The sequence below is a fragment of the Bradyrhizobium ottawaense genome, assembly GCF_900099825.1.
GTDB lineage: Bacteria > Pseudomonadota > Alphaproteobacteria > Rhizobiales > Xanthobacteraceae > Bradyrhizobium > Bradyrhizobium ottawaense_A.
Genome location: NZ_LT629693.1, coordinates 8084790 through 8104773, shown reverse-complemented (window position 1 = coordinate 8104773; position 19984 = coordinate 8084790). Strand labels below are relative to the sequence as shown.

Genomic DNA, 19984 nt, shown 5'->3' with positions numbered 1-19984 from the left:
AAAGCCGCCAGGGTCTGGCGGCTGTTCGGACTTCTTGGCTGCAATTTGTCAGATTGAGCGCGATCCTCCCACCGCCAGCGAGCTGTCGTAGCTAAAGTACCAATAGCTGTTGGCGGCGAGGTTGATCATGTGGGCTATATAGGGCACCCGCGGCGCTTTGTCATCCCCAAATCGTCGGGCAGGGCGCGTCCCTTGATTGCGCTCAGGATTTGCGCGCGGCGAGCGCCATGCCGATCAGCGATGCGCCGCCGAACACCAGATTGATCCCGACCAGCAGGCCGATGGCCCATTCCGCCGAGCCGGGAAGGCCTGATATGATCAGGAATGCGATCAGGATATCCACCAGTCCGGCAACCAGCAGCCAGGACCAGCGCTCCGACAATTCGCGGCGGTGTTCCAGCGCGTACATGATGGTGGTGACGCCTTCGGCCAGGAAATAGGCGCCGACGACGATGGTAAGCGTCAGGATACCCTGCGCCGGTCGCGCTAGCAGGACGAGGCCGGCGAGAACGGCAAGCGCTGCCGAAAACAGCGACCACCAGAAGCCCGGCATCTGGCGGGCCCAGAACGTGACGATCAATCCGGCGATGCCGCTGAGCAGGAACATCCAGCCGAGGAAGATGGTGACGGCGAGGCTCGCCAGCGGCGGTACGATCATCGCCGCGAAGCCAAGGACCGCCAGCACGATGCCTTCGAACAGGAAGGCTTTCCAATGAGCCTTGACCGTCGCGCCGACCGCTGCCTGCATTTTCTCGATGTCTTTGCCAAAATCCTGGGGATGGGTCATTGGAAACTCCCGATGCGCGCCGCGTGGATTGGACGCACACTATAACTCGCACGGTGCTCACCGGTGAAAATTGTTGTGCGATTTTCTTGAGGGAGATCAACGACGGCCGCGCGACCTTCAGCCGGGTTTGGGTGCGGACGAAAAGCCCTCCGACGACGTGCGGATCCGGTTACGGCCGAAAATATAGATCGCCGTCGTGGCCGCTAGCAGCGCGAGCCCGATCAGAATGGAGGTGAGGCCGAGCGGGATCAGCACCAGGGAGACGTTGCGCTCCGGGTTGACGAACCAGTGGTGGATCGAGGTCAGCAGAAAGGCCATGCCGGCAAAGCCCGCGCCGCCGCCTGCGACCAGCAGCGCCCACATCCGCCGCAACTGGCTCAACCGTTCTCGCGCGATGTCGGTACGCGGCGCGTGGTGTCGGCCGACGCGGCGCACCAGCCGTACCGCAAATCCGATCGAGCTGAACCCGATGATGACGCTGGCTGTTCCCAGCAGCAGCCGGGTCGTGGGATCGAGGTCAGGATTCCTCTGCAGGGTCAGCAGCGGAAAATCGAACGCCGCATGCAGCGCGACGGGCGCGAACAGGACGAGACTCCAGCTCGAGATGCGCGCCCAGTCGCGATGATGCCGATTTGCGCCGAGCGCGGTCCCGGCGCGCGCGATCGCGATATAGGCGCCGGCGATGATGCCGAGCGCACCATGGAACGGCACGGTCAGCACACTACGTAAGGCGGCCAGCGATCGCCACATGTCGGTATGCTGCACCAGATAAGCGAGGTTTTCGTAGGCGGCGAAGCCGAGGCCCGCAGCGGCACCATAGACCACGGTGTCCATCGGATCGGCGAAGGTGCGCCGTCGCGCCACCGCCGACACCACAACGATCACGAGCACCTTCACGATTTCTTCCGGCGCTGCTACGCCGAACACCGAGCGCAGCGCCTGCGTCATCCAGGGATTTCCGGGGACGGCGAGAATCGCTGCAAACGGGGCGCGCGCGATTCCCAGCAATGAAATGCTGGCGGCCCCGAGCACAAAAGCCAGCCACACCCGCGCAGGCGGACCGGGGCGTTCGTCCGCGGCAATCACGAGCCATAGCACCAGCAATGCCGGCGCGATGGCGGCGGCGCCGATCGAGGTGGGGAGGGCCTGAAGCAGCAGCATGTCAGGAAACTTTGCCTTGCATGAAACGAAAATGGCCGCAAATTCAGCGGTTTGCAACAAAATCCGTCGCGGCTCCTTTTCGCCGCGCGGGTTCGCAACTCCAAGCCTCTGATGGCGATGAAACGCGTACTACGCCTGAGATAGGGGGGTGCTGAGTTCTGCTACGGGAAGAATGGCGCTGAATCTTCCTTGCGACTGTGTCCGACACGCAACAACGTTGGTTGCCCGATTCCTCTACAACTAAGCCTAGGATTTCCGTGGTTTCGATTAGCAAATGGGGAAATAACCGTGAAGAAATTTGCTCTTGGAATGCTCGCTGCGGTCGCAATGACCGGTTCGGCCGTCGCGGCTGATATGGCACCCCGTTACACGAAGGCGCCGCCCCCGGCTCCGATCGTGGTCTACAATTGGACCGGCTGCTACATCGGCGGCAACATAGGTGGTGGTTGGGCCAAGCAGGATCAATTCCGTATCGACCAGTTCGGCATCGGGCCCGCACCGGCGAACTATGGCGGAGAAACCGGAAGCGCCTTCATTGGCGGCGGCCAGGTTGGCTGCGACTATCAGTTCGCGGGCAACTGGGTCGTCGGCATCCAGGTCCAGGGCGACTGGGGCAGCATTAAAGGCTCCCATGCCCTGCCGGCCTTCCCGACCTTCACCATGTTTGACAAGACCGACTTCATTGGGACGGTGACGGGCAGGATCGGTTACCTGTTTGCTCCGCAGCTTCTGGGTTACGTGAAGGGCGGCGGGGCTTGGACAAGAAGCTCGGACTTCCTACAGCTGCCGGGAGGTGGGCTTTCGGAAGCCTCAGGCAACTGGAATGCTAGTGGATGGACGGTTGGCGGCGGCCTGGAATGGATGTTCGCACCGGGCTGGTCCGTGTTCGGCGAATATAACTACATGGACTTTGGAACCAGAACGGTGAACTTCATCGCAGCGCCGGGACTGGTGCCGACTGGTGAGCACGTCAGCATCAAGCAAACAGCCTCGACCGCTCTGGTCGGCGTGAACTACAAGTTCAACTGGGGTGGCCCGGTCGTCGCGAAGTATTGAGACCTGCCGAGCGGACTTAAGGTCCTCTCCAGACCAGTTGAAAGCCCCGGCATCGCCGGGGCTTTTTGCTGTGTGGAGGAACTGTTGCGATTCGCTGCACGGCTCGCACGAAGCGCGTGCGCGCGATATCGGTACGCCGCCGCTCAGCAGCCGCGGCAGATGCTTCGCATCTTGGCATTGAGAGCGGCGTCCTCAACGAAGCGCGTGCGCGCGATATCGGTACGCCGCCGCTCAGCAGCCGCGGCAGATGCTTCGCATCTTGGCATTGAGAGCGGCGTCCTCGTCTCCGGGCTGATCGATCCGTTGTGGGCTATTGGTGGCGGCGGCCGGAGGTCTTGCGACGCCGGGGATCCTTGCTGCCGCCGGGTGCGCAGCCGTGCGCTGCGGCTCATTGTTGTAACAGGCGAGCTTTGCGGCGGTCTCCGCGATCGCGCTGCAGTCGCCGATCTCGGCAGAAGCGGCCTGGGTCAGCGCGCAGATCGCACCGAGGACGATAGCCAGTCGCATTTCAACTCCACGTCCGATCCAGAGGTGTCTGGCTGCGCATCGCGCGCCGACACTGCGGGCATATCAGAGCCACGTTCGGCCGTCCAAGAAGCGGACACCTTGGACCGTTGTGTGGCAGCGACGGAACCGAAAAGTCGGCGGGAACCGAGGATGGTCAAGCGGCTTGGTACGCCGGCGTGGTAGATTCGGCCCGACGACATACAGGAGGCATTGCCGGGTGCTGTTTCGTGGAACGGAGACACATACGAGGTCGGTTCTCAAGGCCGTCAGTTGGCGGACGCTCGGAACGCTCGATACCTTTGCCATCAGCTGGTTCATGACCGGTAGGGTCGAGATCGCCGGTTCGATCGCCGGCCTCGAGGTCGTCACCAAGATCGCCTGGTACTACCTGCACGAACGGGTCTGGAGCGCGATTTCCTGGGGGCATCGGTGAGGCCGGTTTTACGTGATCGCCGCTTTGGTCCGGCAGCCGGCTAGCCGGCGTCCTTGCTGGAGACCTTGGCTCCAACCTTGCCGTGCACAGCGAGCAAACCCGCCAGTGCGATGACAGCGAAACCGGCGCCGGCAAGGAAGGTGCCTCTAGGGCCGGCGATATCCCACAGGCCGCCGGCGATGACGCTTGCTGCCAGCATCGCCAGCCCACCCAGCAGGTTGAAGAACCCGTAGGCGGTGCCGCGCAACTCGGCCGGCGAGGTGTCCGCGACAAGCGCGGCCAGCAGCCCCTGCGTAAATCCCATGTGCAGCCCCCACAGCACGACGCCAAGGGCGACGCCGCCGAGCGAAGGCAGCAGCGCCAACGCGACATCGGCGGCAACCAGCAACAGAATGCCTGTTGCCAGCAGGGGCACGCGGCTGATGCGGTCCGAAAGCGCGCCGGCCGGGTAGGCCGCGACGGCATAGACGACGTTCATGACCACCAAGATGGCCGGCAGCAACGTGATCGGCAGTCCGACATTCTGGGCGCGCAGAATCAGGAAGGCTTCGCTGAAGCGCGCCAGCGTGAAGACGGTCGCAACGGCCACCACCCACCAATAGGCGGCGCCGAGTTTCCTGATCTCAGCGAGGCTGACCGGATTGCGGACGCGACGCCGGCCTAGCGGCCGTGCCGGCTCGCGTACGGCGAAACTGATCAGCGCCAGCGACAGAAAGGCGGGAATGACCGCGAACCAGAATACCGCCTTGAAGTTGTCGGATGTCCACCACATCAGCGCGATGCCGAGCAGCGGGCCGAGGAAAGCGCCGACCGTATCGAGCGACTGGCGCAGACCAAAGCTTGCGCCGCGCAGGTCGGCCGGCGCGAGGTCGGCTACCAGCGCGTCACGGGGCGCGCCCCGAATGCCCTTGCCGATCCGATCGACGAAGCGCGCCGCGACCAGCCAGGCGATGGTCGGCGCCAGAGGAAAGACCGGCTTGGTCAACGCGGCGAGGCCGTAGCCAAACGCCGCGAGCCATTTGCGCCGGCCGAGCCAATCCGAAAGCGCGCCGGAAAATATTTTGGTAATCGATGCCGTCGCCTCGGCGATGCCTTCGATAACGCCGACCGTCACCATCGATGCGCCGAACACCGTCACGAGATAGACCGGCAGCAAGGCGTGGATCATCTCCGACGAGATGTCCATCAGCATCGAGACGAAGCCCAGGGTCCAGATGCTGACCGGAATATCCCTGATCGAACCGGTCGGCCCGGTGTCGGCTGCCATTGGGGCGCTCGCAGTGTTTTCGCGGCTTACTTGTTTTGACGCGTTTTCTTTACGCGAACCGGCGTCCACTTCGCTCGAAAACGCTATGACCCTTCAGCAGGCGCCGGCACGCGTCAACAAAGACCTCGGCGCCGGTGACGATATCCGCATCGGCAGTGTTTTCGGTCCAGTGATGGCTGATGCCGCCGATCGACGGCACGAACAGCATGCCCGATGGCATCACGGTCGCGAGAACCTGGGCGTCGTGACCGGCACCGCTCGGCATGCGGATCGACTTGCCGCCGGCAAAGGCTGCGCTCGCTGCCTCGACGGCAGTCTGGATCGAGGCATCCATCAGCGCCGGTGCGCCGGTGCGAATACGCTCCACTGCGACCGTGCACCGGCCCCGCGCGCTGATATCGGCGGCCATGCTCCGCAGCAGATCCTCCAGGCGGGCGATGACTTCAGCGTCGTCGTCGCGGATCTGGAACAGCATTTCGGCGGCGCCCGGGATGATGCTCGGCGCGCCGGGATCGAGGGTGATGCGGCCGGTGGTCCAGACCGTGCGCGGTCCGCAGTGCGCCGGGAAGCGATCGTCGATATCGACGCAAAACCTCGCCAGCGCCAGTCCGGCATCCCTGCGAACGGCCATCCTTGTGGTGCCGGCGTGATTTTGTTCGCCGGTGAAGGCGATCCGGTATTGCCAGATGCCGACGATGGAGGTGACGACGCCAATCTTGAGACCGCTGCCTTCAAGCCTCTCACCTTGCTCGATATGCGCCTCCAGATATCCGAGGTGGCGCCCGCGTTCGCACGCTACGCGCGCCCGGCCGGCGAGGCCCGCTTCGCGCAGCGCATCGCGCATGGATTTGCCGCTGCTGCGGTCGCGCGCGGCGTCGATTTCCGCATCCGTGACGCCGCCGACATAGGACCGGCTGCCGAGAAAACTGCCGAAATGGCCTTCCTCGTCGCACCAGGCCGCGACTTCGATCATGCCGTGAGCGTTGCGGTCGGAGTTGATGACGCGGGCGGCTTCAAGCGCATAGACGACGCCGAGCGGCCCATCGAGCCAGCCCGCGTAATTCTGGCTTTCGAGATGCGACCCGGCCAGCAATTTCGGTCCCGGTTTGTCGCTGGTGCCGAGTACATTGCCGATGCCGTCGATCTCGGCCGTCAGCCCGGCTTCCGGCAGCCGTTGCGCCAGCCACTGCAGCGAGCGGATATGCGGCTCGGAGAAGGTCGGCTTGTGCACGCCGGTCTTGTAGGCGCCGATGGCACGGAGCGCACTGAGATCCGCCAGGACCTGGGCGCCGTCGACGCCTGAATGATTGTCAGGCATGACGTGCCCTTGCTGTGTTTCCAAAATCAGAGTGGCTTGCGATAGACGTCCTTGGCCGCGAGCCGTCCGTCCCCAAAACTGTAGCGCTCGATGCCGAGTTGTTCGCGTTGCTCGCCGGTTTCCCGCACCGTCTCGCTGACACGGAACGTCATGAAACTGGTGTCACCGGCATGATGAAAGGCGACGTCGTGAAAACGCTGCGCCGAGAGCAGCGCTTTCTGCTCGTCAAGGTGCGCGACGATGGCGTCGGGGCCTTGAAGGGACTTGGTCACGGCGAGACCGTCATGGAAACTCCAGAGGAAGCCCGGCGTGACAACCTGATAGAGCGCATCCATATCGCCCCTGAACAGGGCGCGTGCGAAGCGCTTGAAAAGCTCGTCTCGCTCGGTGGGCGAGGGGATCATGGTCCGTCCATAGCCTGTTTGGAACGACGGCACTCGTCGGCTCAGCGCGATCGTCAATCAACATTCAATCGGTCGGGCGTGCCGACAATATCGGTCAGGACGTCTGTATGGCAACGGTCCGGGTGAAGATCGGGCGAGACCATATTGACGCTTTCCAGCGGTCGACAAAACGTCCAATCCGCACAGCATGAAATCGGCCACAAAAAGAGGTTGCCGGGCGGCTTGCCCGCTCGGCCAAACGCCACTATACGTTCGCCCGTCGCCGCCTTGATTGACCTGTCGGTCGGCGACCAACGCGACCAATCAGGCCCATAAGGTGTTGATTTCTCGTTGTTTTTGCTCCCTTCGTCTATCGGTTAGGACGCCACCCTTTCACGGTGGAGAGAGCGGTTCGATTCCGCTAGGGAGCGCCAAGGCTTCCCGAAGTGCCTGTTTTTAATCGCGCTTCTTGCTGGTTTGCCAATTCGATTTGACCTGGAACGCCATGACGGCGGACTTGCGCGGTTGCGAGCCATCTGCCCGCCATCGCAAGCGGCGACAATCTTGAAACCGGTGTGGAGTAGCTGGCGTCCTTGCCCGGAGGCACCCGATTGTCCAAAGCGCATTTCGGATCACCTTCGTCCGAATAATCCGCCCATCATGCCGCCAAGGAGACCGCCGGGACCCGGACCGGGACCGCCACCACCTCCTCCGCCACCGCGATAATGATGGCCGCCGCCCCCGCTGTGGTGCGGACGACTCCGACGATCGCCTGAATCGTCACTTGCGCTCGCGTCCACCGTAGCGACGATCTCGCTCAGCAGCGCCTTGTGTTGCAGTCTGTTCAAAAAGCCACTGCTGGGATAGCCGCGTGCCGCCTGCCAGCGCCGGATGACCGCGCGGGTGGAATCATCGAACTTGCCGCTGACCTTGGTGTCGAAGCCAAGACCGGTCAGTTGGCGCTGCACGTCGCGACGCTGGCCCTTGTCGAGGCCAATCTGGTCTTCGGTGAGTAGTGTGGCTTCGTCGGTAAAAGTTGCAGGATCGATGCCTTTGGTCAGATTGCGCGTCGTCGTCGTGCTTGAACCATCCTGTAACGAGGCGATGCGCGCCAAGGCGAGCGACTTGAATTGGCCGTTGGGATAGTTGGTCACGTAGGCATCGAGTTCTTCCGGTTTGTTTGAGTCCTTGATCGAACGCCAGAACTCGAGTTCGACATCGGATGCGGCGCTCGTGGAGAATACCGGTGTTTTCGGTGCCTCGGCAGCCGAGGCTGCTGGCCGCGCAGCGGCCGGATTGAGATAAACGGATCCGATCAAATTGGTATGGCCCCAAGGCAGTTGACCCTTGTTGGTCTCTTCGTTGACCTGGGCCCGGACCTGGGTCATTGCCTGCTGGATTTCAACGCCCGGCTTGGTGATATTGTCGATCAGCGCACGGGTGAAGGGGCTGTTTGTACCCTCCTTGCCATCCAGCGCGGTTTGCCCGGGGCCAGTGGCGAATGCGATCAGGGTGCCTTCGCCGGATTTCATCTCGGCCAGTCCCCTCTGCACATTCACGCTGCGCGAAGTCGCGGACGAGCGAATTTTTGCTGCAAACGGGTTGTCGCGGCAGGCATCGAGGAACACCAGCTTGACCTTGGCATCGCGCATGGTCTGGTCGAGCGTCACGTCGACATTGATCGCGCTGCCGAGCTTGACGTCCATTTCGGATTTGACGTCGGCATCCACTGGCAGGAGGTAATTGGTGCCAGAAATGGCAATACCATGACCGGCGTAGAAGAATACCGCCAATTCCGCGCCCTGGGCCTTATCGCCGAATTCGAGCAGCCGTTCGGTCATCTGGTCGCGAGTCAGATTGGTGCCCTCGACGACATCGAAGCCCACTTTGCGGAGCACGGTCGCCATCGACCTGGCGTCGATTGACGGATTGGGAAGCGGTGCAACATTTTTATATGCGCCATTGCCGACCACAAAGGCCACGCGACGCTCGGCGTTGGCGACATTTGAACTGGCGAGAATACCAATGACTGACAATGCAATGATCAAGAGGCGCATGATCCGCTCCCTCTTCAAAGCTTCGCATATTGGCTGCAAGAAACCGATGTTGGGTCAGAACTACTGCCGTGATGGTCAGCGTCGTTTCGAAGCCACGCTCGCTTAGACGGTGATCCAAAATCAACTTAGCGCCGGAGACTCCTCTTCATCGCGTTCAGGCGCGACGGTGGCTCATGCGACCCCCAGACCTTAGCGCTGGGTGTCGGCAATTGATTTCACTTTTCTGCGATTTATCTGCCGGATCCCGATGGCGGGCTTTTAAGAGGTCGCGCCGCAAATGCGAACATTTGGTGGATAGCGTGCATATACTTCCAAGCCAAAGATCTCCTGGCCATGCATGTCGGGTGCAGCAATGCTATAAATCAAGCCGCAATGGAGATGCTGTGGCACAACTTCCTCATGCGAAGTTGCATAGAGTCCTAACCAGGGAGGACGACCATGGTAACTTATGTCGTGCTTGCGAATTTCACCGATCAAGGAATCCGCAACGCCAAGGAATCCCCGAAGCGGGCAGATGCCTTCAAGCAAATGGCGAAGACGTTTGGAGTGACCGTGAAGGACCTTTTCTGGACGCAGGGACGGTATGACGTCGTGACAATCGTCGAAGCGCCAGATGAGTCTTCCGCCATGTCGCTTAGCTTGAGTCTTGGCGCGCTGGGTAACGTCCGCACCGAGTCGTTGCGAGCTTTCTCGGCGGCGGAGATGACGGCGGTTGTCGGCAAGATGATCTGACCACGGATATTGTTGACCGGCGGTTCCGCAAGAGTTTTCTGCGCTGGCAATTGTTAAACGAACTTCCATGCTGATATTATGGAAGGGTACCTCCTTGCGCGGTGGGCTCCATAATTTATCCCTACGACCGCGCGTTCGCTGCCGACGTGGCAAAGGCTTTGCGCCACAGCCGACGAGAGTATCAACGTAGATTAGATATACGAGGATATACAATGTCCAAGGATCATGACAAAGCCTCGCATGGATCACAGGACGCGCGGCGCCATAAGCTTGACCATCAAACGCGAAACCAATGGCTTGAAAAAGACGCTGGCCTTCAGGCCGCGTGGCAAGCCTCCAGAATGACGCGAGATGAGTTTATCCGGCACAATGAAAGCTTAATCGACAAGGTGATCGCCGATAACCTTGGCTAGGCGCGCTAACAGAAATTGTTAAGACAGGCCTGGACATCGTTGTGGTCGGTATACGTCACGATCGCGGCCGCTCCCGCTGTGCGACGCCACCGGCAGGCGTGCCGCGCGGCCTCCCGGTAGGCCGAAAATCCGGGTATTCCGCAACGGCTTTTTAAGCCGCGTGGCTTAGGGCTGTGACCAGGGGAACTTCTGACATGGCCTTTGGCACCAAAAAGCGCGAGTTGCGCAAATCGCTGCAGCAGGCAGGCTGGATCACGCTCGAAGGTGGCTTTGCGGCGCGGCCGTGCGTGGTGCATGACATGTCCAGTACCGGCGCCAAGGTCACGATCGAGGATTCCAACTCGCTGCCTGCCAAACTGCGGCTGGCATTTTCGCGCGATGCGCGGACCGGGCGGCCCTGCGAAGTGGTCTGGCGCCGCGGCAAATCCGTCGGCGTCAAATTCGTCCGCTAGACCAGACCAACCAATTTCCGCGTCGCCAGTCGTGTATCGTTCCGCGACACTGTGCTGATTATTAACCATGCGAGAGCTTCCCGCCGCGAAGGCCGGACGCTTAATGAGCGCTTAATATTTGTACGCAAGATTTAACCTATCAGCGCACAACATTATGACGCAGCAAGAATTGCGAGCGGAACTCCGACTCTCGGGGGACTGAATGAGAACGCTTGTCATTGTCGCGTTGGCCGCAACCTTGGTCGGATGTAGCTGCCCCTTGCTACGGCAAGTGAGCCTGGACCAATGTCCGGACGCGAACGGATTCTGTTACGACGGGACACCGGCCAATCAACCGATTGAACCAGAGCCTTCGTCACTCAAGGCCCACTCTGCGACAATCAAGGTCAAGTCCAGCATTGCGGCGAAGACCGAAAAACCGCCGTCTGCTGACGCCCGCAATAGGGCCCATCCCGCCGTGAAAAAAGTCGCCATGATTGCCGCGAGAGGCGAACCTTCGACATCTGGTCAGGCCGCTGAAACGTCCGATCCGGTCCTTATCAAGGCAAAAACCACGATCGCCGCGAAGCTGGAGAACCCGGCGTCTGCCGAGTTCGGCGAAATGAAACGCGCCATGCGAAAGAACTTACTGGGAGAATCCGTCGACAGCATTTGCGGTCGCGTCAAAGGAAAAAAAGCGTCGGGCGAAGATATCGGAGACAGGCCGTTTCTATATCTCGTGCGGGATGATGATGCATACGTCGTCGACGGCTCCGCTAACTCAGCGGCGGCGACCGCGTATCGCAACATTTGCAACTAGCATGGAACAGTTGAACTCCTGCTGAAACTTGCCGCGGTGGACCTGACGGATCCGCTGATCGACGCTCCCTGCGCTTGCGCTCGAACATCGATGGCAACGTCGCGATTGGAAAGCAAACCGCCGCAGGTCGTATGAAGCCAATTTGTTCCATGGAAATCCAGACTGGTGGAGTGGCTCGGCATTTTCTGAATTCGGGGACATCATGGACGATCTTACCAATCCTGCAGAACTAGCGCTGGCGTCACATGCACCGCCGACGCTCGTAATCATCGAGCATCACGTCCTGGCGCGTACCTGCATCCTCCGTATCCTCAGGAGGGAGTTCCCAGAGTTCGAAATCGTCGAAATGCCAACGACGAGTGGTCTGAACTGGTTATCAGGAAGAGACGTCCGCTTGATCGCGCTGAATATCGGGGACAAGCCGATCACGGATCCTTCGATCGAGCAAAGTCTCCCGCTCGTTGCCGAATCCTTTCCGAATGCCTACATCGCGCTCTTGTCGAATTGCGACGACGAGGCCACCGCCACAGCCGCGCTGCAGCGGGGAGTCCGGGGCTTTTTTCCGACCTCGATCCCAGTCGAGGTCGCTATCGCCGGATTGCGCCTGGTTCTTGCCGGTGGGGTGTACCGACCACTGCCGATTATCAGACATGATGAAGCATCGCGTCTCGAGACGATACCGGCATATACCGACGTTCCCGAGCTATCCATAATCAACAAGGGTAATGGCGCCACAACGATCGTGCCCGACAAGACGATGGTTGACGTTACGCCCCGCGAGCAACACGTTCTCGCGCTACTGGAGCTCGGCCTTCCCAACAAGTTGATTGCCGCCAAGCTCAACCTTTCGGAAAACACGGTAAAAATGCATATTCAACACATCCTGCGGAAGTACTCCGCTCATAACCGCACCGAGGCGGTCCTTCGCTGGAGCGGACGTTTGCTTGGTCATAACGGTCACCCACGCTCATGATTCCCTTCATCTCATCGAAGGCTATCCTGGTCGTGGTTCAATCCTCATGGAACGCGTTGTTGAAGCTGTCGAGCAGAGGCTTGAGGCCGTAGAGTGCCACGGTCCCGCGGCCGGTCTTGATGAACACCTGGGCCGGCATTCCCGGAACCATCCGGAGACCATCGATCTCAGCGATCCGCGGATCCTCGACCCGAATCTTCGCGGCGTAATAAGGCTGGTCGGTGCGTCTATCGACGAGGCGGTCGGCAGAAACGTGCATCACGGTTCCCATGAGCCGTGGCACGCGGCGCTGGTTGTAGGGAAGTAGATTCACGTCGGCGGTTAGCCCGGGACGGACCACATCGATGTCTTCGGGCCTGACGCGCGCAGTCACGATGAGACGATCCTGCCGGGGGACCAAATCCACGAGAGGTGCGCCGGCCGCGACCACGCCACCCGGGGTATGGATCCGCAGGTCGGTGACCACGCCGTCTTCGGGCGCCTTGACCTCCGTTCGCAGCAGTTGATCTTCGGCCGCCTGCAATCGCTCGCGTATCTGAAAAATCTGGCTTTGTGCCTCGCGCAGCGACTGCGCGATCTCGCTTTGACGATCATTTTCCAATTTGAGGAGAGTTACCTTCGATTCATTGATAACCTGCTCGGCACGCGAGATCTGCGCGACAATCTCACCCCGCCGGCCCTCGATATCAGCCATTTCCCGCTCGAGGTTCAGAAGGCGCGGGCGCCGCTCGAGTCCCTTGCTCACAAGCATGGCAACCGTATCCGCTTCCTCGCGGACAATTTCGATGCGCCTCGAGGCCGCGCTTTTTTGCGCCCTGAGGCCCTCGATCTCTTTCTCTACCTGCGACCTTTTTTCCCGATTTACGGCACCTTGCGACTGAAAGACCTGCCGACGCGTTTCGAAGATACTCTGCTGGCCCGCAAGGACCGCCGCGACGGACGGGTTCGTGTGCCGCGCCATCTCCAACTTCTCCGGAAACGAGACCCGCTCTTCGCCGTGCTGTTCCGCCTGCAGCCGTGCCTCTCGCGCCGTCGCGTCCCATAACTGGCCTTGCAGGCTCTGGGCTTCGGCCCGGGCCTTGGTGTCCTCCAACGAGATCAGTGTTTGTCCGGCGCGGACAATATCGCCGTCTGCGATCAAGATTTCCCTGATGATGCCACCCTCAAGGTGTTGGATCGTCTTTCGGCTCGACTCCGATTCCACGACGCCGGAAGCGACCGCGGCGCTCTCAAGTGGCGCGAAGCCCGACCACGTTCCCAAACCAAGCACAAATCCGAGTATAAGCAGATTGCCTGCCAGGGTGACACCGCGAAGCCTCGTGCGAGGCGAGGTCGGCATCGGAGCCGAGCACCAAGCAAACTCAAGCGGCACGAATTCGTCGATTCCGGTAATCACGCCCCCGAGCCGACGCCCGCGGAGTAGGTCGGGCGAAGGCGACTGCACATCTTGTGGCTTCCAGATCACGGGACAACTCGCTCCGCCGATATTTTCGCGGCCGTGCCGGTACTCCCGGGCAGGGTGACCTGCGGCGGAACCTGAGGTCGGCTTAAATGCCTTTCGAAGATTTCCTCGCTGTCGCCGAAAGCGGTGACCGCGCCATCCTGCATGATAGCAATCTTGTTCGTAGCGGCGAGAATACCCATTCGATGGGTGATGACGATCACCGTGCTGTTGGCGATCTTCATTTGTTCAATGGCATCCAGGAGCACGCGTTCGCCGACGTAGTCGAGGCTGGCGTTTGGCTCGTCGAGAACCACAAGGCGCGGGTCACCAAAGAAGGCCCGCGCGAGGCCGAGACGCTGGCGAAATCCGCGCGAAAAGCCAAAGCCCCCGTTGGGAACAGGGGTGTCATACCGCTCTGGGAGACGCACGATCGTGTCATGGATTCCAGCGAGCTTCGCGGCTTCGATGACCTTCTGGAGATCGGGATCGCCGAGCCGCCCAATATTCTCCCTTATCGTTTCCCCAAACAGGTTGATGTCCTGGGGCAAATATCCGAGGTGACAGCCGCTCCGCCCTTCGCGCAAACCCGACACCTCAATATTGTCGAGCAGGACTCGACCGCGCGTAGGCCGTGAGATTCCAGCAATGATCTGGCCGAGCATTGATTTGCCCGAACCCGACGGACCAATGATGCCCAGGCATTCGCCAGGCGCGACACTGAACGAGACGCCGTTTAGCAGGAAGCAATGCGGCTCCCGCAGGGCTACACCGACATTGTCGACAACGAGACCGGCCCGCGGTTGATCCGCTGGAACGTCTGTCTCTCCTGGTACAGCGGAATTGGCGGCAAGAACGCCTCCGAGCCGCCGATAGGCGCGCAAGGCCGCCGCGAGAGCCTTCCAACCCGCGATAGCGCCCTCGACCGGCGCAAGTGCGCGGCCGAATAGCAGTGTCGAGGCAAAAATGATGGCGGGACTTCTGCCGTGATCAAGGACAAGCCACGCGGCCGCGCCCATCATCAGGACCTGCCCCAGCCCGCGTACCGGCTTGGCGACGAGCATGATGATCTCGCATCGCCGTTGGGCCAGGTCTTGTTCGCTTCGCGCCTCCTGCGCGGACTGGTAGATCCGGCGCGCGGCGCCGTCGAACATTCCCATGGTCCGGATCACGTGAATGTTGCCGGCAGCTGTCGCGAGCCGGCCATAGCTTCTCGACAGCGCAGCGCCGGACCTTGCCAGTGCCTCTTCCGTGAGGAACTCGCCGGCAAGTGTGAGGCCGAAGAGAGCGAGCACGTTGCAGGCGCCTACCACGCCAAGCAGGGGATGCACGAGAAAGAGGACGATCAGAAAAAGAGGCGCCCAGAGCGCGTCAAACAGCATCGGGCAAGCGCCGGATTCGATGAATTGACGCAGAACGGCAAGATCCCGATAGATGTCCGACGCGCGTGCCGGATCGCCGCGGAAGGCGGATTCCAGGGAAGCCGACAGCACGCTGGGGCGAAGCCGATCTTCAAACCACGCGGCGAGCCGGCCCAATACAGCGCGCCGCAAAGCGTCAAGCACGCCTCCGACCACAACCGTAAGCGCAACGATCAGTGTGAGCATCAGCAGCGTGTCGCTGCTGTGGCTCGACAAGACGCGATCATAGATCTGGAGGAGGTAGATGGACGGAGCAAAGAGCAGCAGATTGTAGCTGCAACTGTATGCGAACACGAGACCAAGCGGGCCCGCGCAGGCCCACAGGGCCGCCAGTAGCGGGGTCTGTGGAGGCGGAGCGATGTGGAGGCGGATGGGCGGCATTAGCATTGTCGTTACCGCCAGGGATTTGAAATTCGGCCTTTACTTGATCGTCGATCTGATGCCGTGACAGATAGACTGGCGGTCATCGGAGACCGGCAGCGTGTGCCGCCGGTCTCCGCCAGCCGGACGGATCACCGATCAGATCGAGCTGTCAAAACTGAAGTCTACGTTCCCGCCCATTGCGAGGTTGCCGTCACCGCCGTGGCCGCCAATGCCGGCCATCACGTCCTGGTGCTGGTCCACCGAGAGTGTGTTTGTCTGATCGGCCGTCGTATTGGCGTACACCTTGGAGGTATCGTGGCCGCTCTTCGAGCTCTGATCGCCGTTCGAGTTGGCGTTGGCATAGGCCTTTGACCACTTCTCCGCCTCCGCGCTCGCCTTGCCTGCGTCCCAAGAGGCCTTTTGATCAACGTGATCGCCAGTGTTGACATGCACGCTGGCGCCGTTCGCCGTGTTGGATGGATCGAAGTTGAGCGTCGGCGCATTGACGACGTATCCCTTGAAACTACCATCGCCGCCATTGCCGGCGCTGTTGCCGCCAGTGTCGATCGACTTGAAATGGATCGAGTCGGAAACGTTAATTGATGGTTTTGCAATCGTCATGCGAGCCTCCGTGATGAGTTTGTGTTTCTTGCATCAGCCATCCAGGATCAGGATGACGGATTTGCGCGCCTAGTGTGATCCGAGCTTGCTTGAGTGGGATAGATGCCAAATGGGATGTCATCCGGTTCGATGGGCTACACACGAAAGGCTTACATGCCTCGTGGACGTCTCGATGGCGCGTGGATCGGCGGCGTGCCGGAGCGCCGGCACACCCTTGGCCTGAACATCGAGCCGGACAACCGGTGCGCGTTGTCGCTCTATGACATCAAATGAAGATCGGACAGAAGGTGCATGGCAACGTCACCGCCCAGCACAACATTGCCGTAGCCGCCGTGGCCGCCGATTCCGGCCATCTGGATCGCGCTCTGGTCGATGTGCACGTTGTTGACCTGATCCGCTTCGGCCGTCGAATGGGGCCCCGCGATCGCGATATTGATTGGAGCATAGATCGCGACACTGACATCGACGAGGCTCCCCGAGAAGTGGCCGCTGCCGCCATTGCCCGCGCCGTTGCTCCCGGTTGCGATCGCGTCGGAGCCGCCGCCCAAGCCTAAGGAAGGGATGCTGCAATTCCCGCCCATTGCGACGTTGCCGCTGCCGCCATGTCCCCCCACGCCGGCCATCTGTGAGGAGGATTGATCCAGATGCACGTTGTTGGTCTGGGTGGCGTTCGCACTGGAATTGTATCCCGCCACCGCGATGTTGATCGGGTCATACAGCGCGAAAGATGCGTGGACGAGCCCTCCGTAAGCGTAGCCGTCCCCCCCGTTGCCAGCATGGCTGCCGCCGCTCTGGATCTCCCAACCACCTGACGCAGAACCGAATCCGGTCATAGACACGTCACCGCCGATGGCGGCGTTGCCGCTTCCGCCATTGCCGCCGACCCCTGCTACCTGGATTGCGGCTTGATTGATGTCCACTGTATTGGACTGAGAAGCTTCGGCCGTGCCGCCGGGACCCGCGACCGCAATGTTTATCGGGTGGTAGATGACGATAGGGGCATCGACCAGCGTTCCTGAGAAGACGCCGTGGCCGCCATTGCCCGCGCTGTTGCCGCCGGTCGCGATCACGTCGGCGCCGGAGGAAGCCGTACTGACGTTGCCCCCCGACGCGATATTGCCGTTGCCGCCGTTCCCGCCGATACCGGCCATCTGAACGGCGGATTGATCGAAGCTTGCATTGTTCGTCTGGTTGGCCAGGGCGATGGAACCGTATCCCGCCGCCACGCTGATGTTGACGGGTTCATACACGACCATGGACGCGTGAATGATGCCTCCATAAAAATAGCCGTCACCGCCGTTACCGGCCGTATTGGCCCCGCTGTCGATCGTACCGGAGCCAAGCCAGGCATGGGTATCGGGATGGGCTGAGCCGGCGGGGGGCTCGGGGACAAAACTGTTTCCGCCAGCGGGCTCTGACGGACTGAAGATCGGGACTGGCGCGTTCGCTCCCGATCCGGAAAGGAAGCCATTGCCACCATCGCCGGCGCCGCCGTCCCCAGTGTCAATCCTGGAATACGACAGAGAGTCCGGCCATTCGGAAGCAGGCCCGCCACCATGCCCATGATGGGCCTGATGATGCGGTCGGATTCCATCCGACAGCTGCCAAAAATTCATCGTCGCTCTCCCTGGTCGCAATCGCTCCGCACAACCCGACGGGCCTCTCCCGACTTCAAGGAGAACTCTCGTCCTCGGCTAGCCAAAAGCCGAGACGGCAATTCGGATTGGAGCGTTCGGGCTTAGACGTGATATCGGTTACGCCCGTTCGGGTGCAGTGGTCGCAGGGTTCGCTAATGACTGGAACACATGGGCGATGCAGTGCGTACCAGGCAGCGGCTCGCGATCAAGGAATTCATTTGGTGGGCAACGGCGTGCCGGCAGTACGAACCAGTTTGTCCGCTTTGACGAGAACGTAGTCATTGTCAGGCTGTTCTCTTGCAAAGTAGCTGATGGCTACAAACGCCGCGCAAAACAGTAAGCCCACGAACATTATTTTTCGGTGCGTGCGTTGATCAGCATTATGAAATGAACTGGACATCGAGCGGCGCCACATGCAGCTGGGCTAAGAGCGCAAGCGACCTGGCAATTAGCCTCACTTCTGAAGGTTACTTGCTAGGGCAGATCTGAACGAAACGGAATACGCAAAAAAGGATTACACCCTCTGTCCTGATTTGACCCGGGTCGGGTGGAACGCGCGCGAACCGAGCGGGCATGCAGGCCGTAGCGCCCGGAAGCGCGATAAAATGGCGTCGCCGTGTTGCTCCGCCCCTGACGGCAGAGGCGGTCTAACTTCTAATGCCTCAATCACCTTGGGTAAAGCCGCGCACCCTTTCCGCTATTCGACCGTGAGACGGATTTGACTGCGAGCGCCATTGACGACATGGGCTCCATCCTGAAAACCTGCCCAGGACCGCCAGACTAGCGCTGCGGCACGGCAGGCGATAAAAGCCGGGATGCGAAAATTCCTGCTTGCGATCGTTGCCGCGACGTTGCCAGCCGTGAGCGCGCTGGCCGAACAGCCGGCTGTTCCGAAATCCGCAAACACGGCCAAGCCGGGCAAACTCCTGCCGGTGAGGGGCGCGACATCGGCCGGTTCGTGCGCGGCGTTTGGCGCCGGCTTCGTCAAGGTCGATGGCACCGATACCTGCGTGAAAGTGGGTGGCGTCGTCAGCACCGGCGCGGGCGCCTATATGGGCGCGCGCTGAGCGTCGAAGCTTTTTGTTTTGACGCGTTTTCTTTACGCGAACCGGCATCCACTTCGCTTGAAAACGCTCTAGCCAACTCAGCTCACGTCATCGGCGGCGCGATGAACTGGACGAAGCCGGGTCGGCTTTCGAACTGCGCGAACCAGCGTTCCAGGTTCGGCAGTTTGGGTTTTGTCACGCCTTCGACGCCGAGCCAGCGCCGCGCATAGGCGCCGATCGCGATATCGGCGATGGTGAACTGATCGCCTTCGATGAAGCGCCGCGTCGCCAGTTGCGCCTCGACGATCCGCCACACCACGGCCTCGGCGTCGGCATCCTTCTGGATTGCGACCATGTCGCGCTTGTCGGGCGGGGTGCGCACCAGCGCCCAGAACACCGGCCGGTCGACCGGCTGCAGCGTCGACAGCGTCCAGTCGAGCCAGCGGTCGACGCTGGCACGCAATTTCGGCTCTTTCGGATAGATCGGCGAACCGTTGCCGGAGTCCTTGCCGTAGGCCATGCACAGATAGCGCATTACCGAATTGGATTCCCACAGCACGAAGTCGCCGTCGACCAGAGTCGGCACCCGACCGTTCGGATTCATCGCCAGATAGGGCGGCTCGTTGTTCTTGCCGAAATGCAGGCCGGCATCGATCCGGTCATAGCCGAGATCGAGTTCGCGCAGGCACCACAGCACTTTTTGAACGTTGACCGAATTGGCCCGGCCCCAGATGGTGAGTTGTTGTTTGTTGTTATCGGCCACGCGTTGTCGCTCCCTTTGATCGTCTTGCAGCGTTGATAGCCGAAGATCAGCGAAAAAGCGCGCTTTCAGGTGAGGCAGGCCCAACAAAAATCAGGCCCCGCCGAGGCAACGGCGGAGCCTGATCTTTCGTAAAATGCAATTGCCTCGGTCACTCAGCGGCCGAAGAACAACCACAGCAGAATGATCACCGGAATCGGCACACCCAACAACCACAGCAGAAGTCCTTTTCCCATCGCAGCCTCCTCAAGATGTAATCGAGAGGAGAACCTTTGAAGGACGATCCGGTTCCCGGATGGAAACTGGAATCTCTGCGTGCCGCGCGCTTTACGATTGTGGAATTTCGGACAACGATAT

General features: G+C 61.0%; 20 protein-coding genes and 1 tRNA gene. 9 read left to right on the top strand and 12 right to left on the bottom strand.

Features of this window, described 5'->3' with window-relative positions; genetic code table 11:
* Window positions 1-202: 202 nt before the first annotated feature.
* Entirely contained in the window at window positions 203-787 is a 585-nt protein-coding gene (locus BLR13_RS38335) for an HdeD family acid-resistance protein (protein ID WP_074829217.1), read from the bottom strand.
* A 117-nt stretch (window positions 788-904) separates the two neighbouring features.
* A complete protein-coding gene (locus BLR13_RS38330; RefSeq protein ID WP_074832235.1) occupies window positions 905-1948 on the bottom strand; it encodes a PrsW family glutamic-type intramembrane protease in 1044 nt (347 codons plus the stop codon).
* 288 nt (window positions 1949-2236) lie between these two features.
* Here BLR13_RS38330 and BLR13_RS38325 point away from each other — a divergent pair, with 288 nt between their 5' ends.
* Entirely contained in the window at window positions 2237-3004 is a 768-nt protein-coding gene (locus BLR13_RS38325; RefSeq protein WP_074829219.1) for an outer membrane protein, read from the top strand.
* Between the two features lie 231 nt (window positions 3005-3235).
* Here BLR13_RS38325 and BLR13_RS38320 read toward each other — a convergent pair whose 3' ends face one another.
* Complete coding sequence (locus BLR13_RS38320) at window positions 3236-3511, bottom strand: hypothetical protein (protein WP_074829220.1); 276 nt, start codon at window positions 3509-3511, stop codon at window positions 3236-3238.
* A 217-nt stretch (window positions 3512-3728) separates the two neighbouring features.
* Here BLR13_RS38320 and BLR13_RS38315 point away from each other — a divergent pair, with 217 nt between their 5' ends.
* Window positions 3729-3944 (top strand): DUF2061 domain-containing protein, encoded by a 216-nt coding sequence (locus BLR13_RS38315; RefSeq protein ID WP_074829222.1) that lies wholly within the window; start codon window positions 3729-3731, stop codon window positions 3942-3944.
* Window positions 3945-3984: 40 nt separating this feature from the next.
* On the opposite strand, the gene BLR13_RS38310 is transcribed toward BLR13_RS38315, so the two are convergent.
* Genes BLR13_RS38310 through BLR13_RS38300 form a run of 3 tightly spaced genes read right to left on the bottom strand, consistent with a single transcriptional unit; the run spans window position 3985 to window position 6990 of the window.
* The gene (locus tag BLR13_RS38310; protein WP_074829223.1) at window positions 3985-5211 is read right to left on the bottom strand and encodes an MFS transporter; all 1227 of its coding nucleotides are present in this window, start codon (window positions 5209-5211) and stop codon (window positions 3985-3987) included.
* Window positions 5212-5260: 49 nt separating this feature from the next.
* On the bottom strand, window positions 5261-6529 hold the full coding sequence (locus BLR13_RS38305; RefSeq protein ID WP_074829225.1) for a Zn-dependent hydrolase: 1269 nt from the start codon (window positions 6527-6529) through the stop codon (window positions 5261-5263).
* 26 nt (window positions 6530-6555) lie between these two features.
* Window positions 6556-6990 (bottom strand): nuclear transport factor 2 family protein, encoded by a 435-nt coding sequence (locus tag BLR13_RS38300; protein ID WP_143039819.1) that lies wholly within the window; start codon window positions 6988-6990, stop codon window positions 6556-6558.
* 281 nt (window positions 6991-7271) lie between these two features.
* Between BLR13_RS38300 and BLR13_RS38295 the strand changes: the two genes are divergently transcribed.
* A tRNA-Glu gene (locus BLR13_RS38295) sits at window positions 7272-7346 on the top strand.
* A gap of 198 nt (window positions 7347-7544) precedes the next feature.
* Here BLR13_RS38295 and BLR13_RS38290 read toward each other — a convergent pair.
* Window positions 7545-8969, bottom strand: coding sequence for a caspase family protein (locus BLR13_RS38290; RefSeq protein ID WP_074829229.1), 1425 nt, complete (start codon window positions 8967-8969; stop codon window positions 7545-7547).
* 438 nt (window positions 8970-9407) lie between these two features.
* Here BLR13_RS38290 and BLR13_RS38285 point away from each other — a divergent pair, with 438 nt between their 5' ends.
* From BLR13_RS38285 to BLR13_RS38265, 5 genes are all read left to right on the top strand, one after another.
* Window positions 9408-9701, top strand: a complete 294-nt coding sequence (locus BLR13_RS38285) for a GYD domain-containing protein (protein ID WP_074829230.1) — start codon at window positions 9408-9410, stop codon at window positions 9699-9701.
* A gap of 212 nt (window positions 9702-9913) precedes the next feature.
* Window positions 9914-10114, top strand: a complete 201-nt coding sequence (locus BLR13_RS38280) for a hypothetical protein (RefSeq protein WP_074829232.1) — start codon at window positions 9914-9916, stop codon at window positions 10112-10114.
* Window positions 10115-10308: 194 nt separating this feature from the next.
* Window positions 10309-10566, top strand: coding sequence for a PilZ domain-containing protein (locus BLR13_RS38275; RefSeq protein WP_074829233.1), 258 nt, complete (start codon window positions 10309-10311; stop codon window positions 10564-10566).
* Window positions 10567-10768: 202 nt separating this feature from the next.
* On the top strand, window positions 10769-11365 hold the full coding sequence (locus BLR13_RS42135; RefSeq protein ID WP_244525027.1) for a hypothetical protein: 597 nt from the start codon (window positions 10769-10771) through the stop codon (window positions 11363-11365).
* Window positions 11366-11567: 202 nt separating this feature from the next.
* Window positions 11568-12338, top strand: a complete 771-nt coding sequence (locus BLR13_RS38265; RefSeq protein ID WP_074829235.1) for a response regulator transcription factor — start codon at window positions 11568-11570, stop codon at window positions 12336-12338.
* Window positions 12339-12375: 37 nt separating this feature from the next.
* Here the strand turns inward: BLR13_RS38265 and BLR13_RS38260 are convergent, their stop codons facing one another.
* The 4 genes from BLR13_RS38260 to BLR13_RS38245 form a co-directional block, all read right to left on the bottom strand.
* Window positions 12376-13803 carry an HlyD family type I secretion periplasmic adaptor subunit gene (locus tag BLR13_RS38260; RefSeq protein ID WP_074829236.1) on the bottom strand — a complete coding sequence of 476 codons (1428 nt, stop codon included), beginning with the start codon at window positions 13801-13803 and terminating at the stop codon, window positions 12376-12378.
* Window positions 13800-15587 (bottom strand): type I secretion system permease/ATPase, encoded by a 1788-nt coding sequence (locus BLR13_RS38255; RefSeq protein ID WP_074829239.1) that lies wholly within the window; start codon window positions 15585-15587, stop codon window positions 13800-13802. Before BLR13_RS38255 ends, BLR13_RS38260 begins: the two co-directional genes overlap by 4 nt.
* A gap of 132 nt (window positions 15588-15719) precedes the next feature.
* Window positions 15720-16184: a hypothetical protein gene (locus tag BLR13_RS38250; protein WP_074829242.1), complete on the bottom strand. Its 465-nt coding sequence runs from the start codon at window positions 16182-16184 to the stop codon at window positions 15720-15722.
* Window positions 16185-16441: 257 nt separating this feature from the next.
* The gene (locus BLR13_RS38245; protein ID WP_074829245.1) at window positions 16442-17800 is read right to left on the bottom strand and encodes a hypothetical protein; all 1359 of its coding nucleotides are present in this window, start codon (window positions 17798-17800) and stop codon (window positions 16442-16444) included.
* Between the two features lie 836 nt (window positions 17801-18636).
* Here BLR13_RS38245 and BLR13_RS38240 point away from each other — a divergent pair.
* Window positions 18637-18888 carry a porin gene (locus BLR13_RS38240; protein ID WP_074829254.1) on the top strand — a complete coding sequence of 84 codons (252 nt, stop codon included), beginning with the start codon at window positions 18637-18639 and terminating at the stop codon, window positions 18886-18888.
* Window positions 18889-18970: 82 nt separating this feature from the next.
* Here BLR13_RS38240 and BLR13_RS38235 read toward each other — a convergent pair whose 3' ends face one another.
* On the bottom strand, window positions 18971-19630 hold the full coding sequence (locus BLR13_RS38235; RefSeq protein ID WP_074829257.1) for a glutathione S-transferase family protein: 660 nt from the start codon (window positions 19628-19630) through the stop codon (window positions 18971-18973).
* Between the last annotated feature and the right edge of the window lie 354 nt (window positions 19631-19984).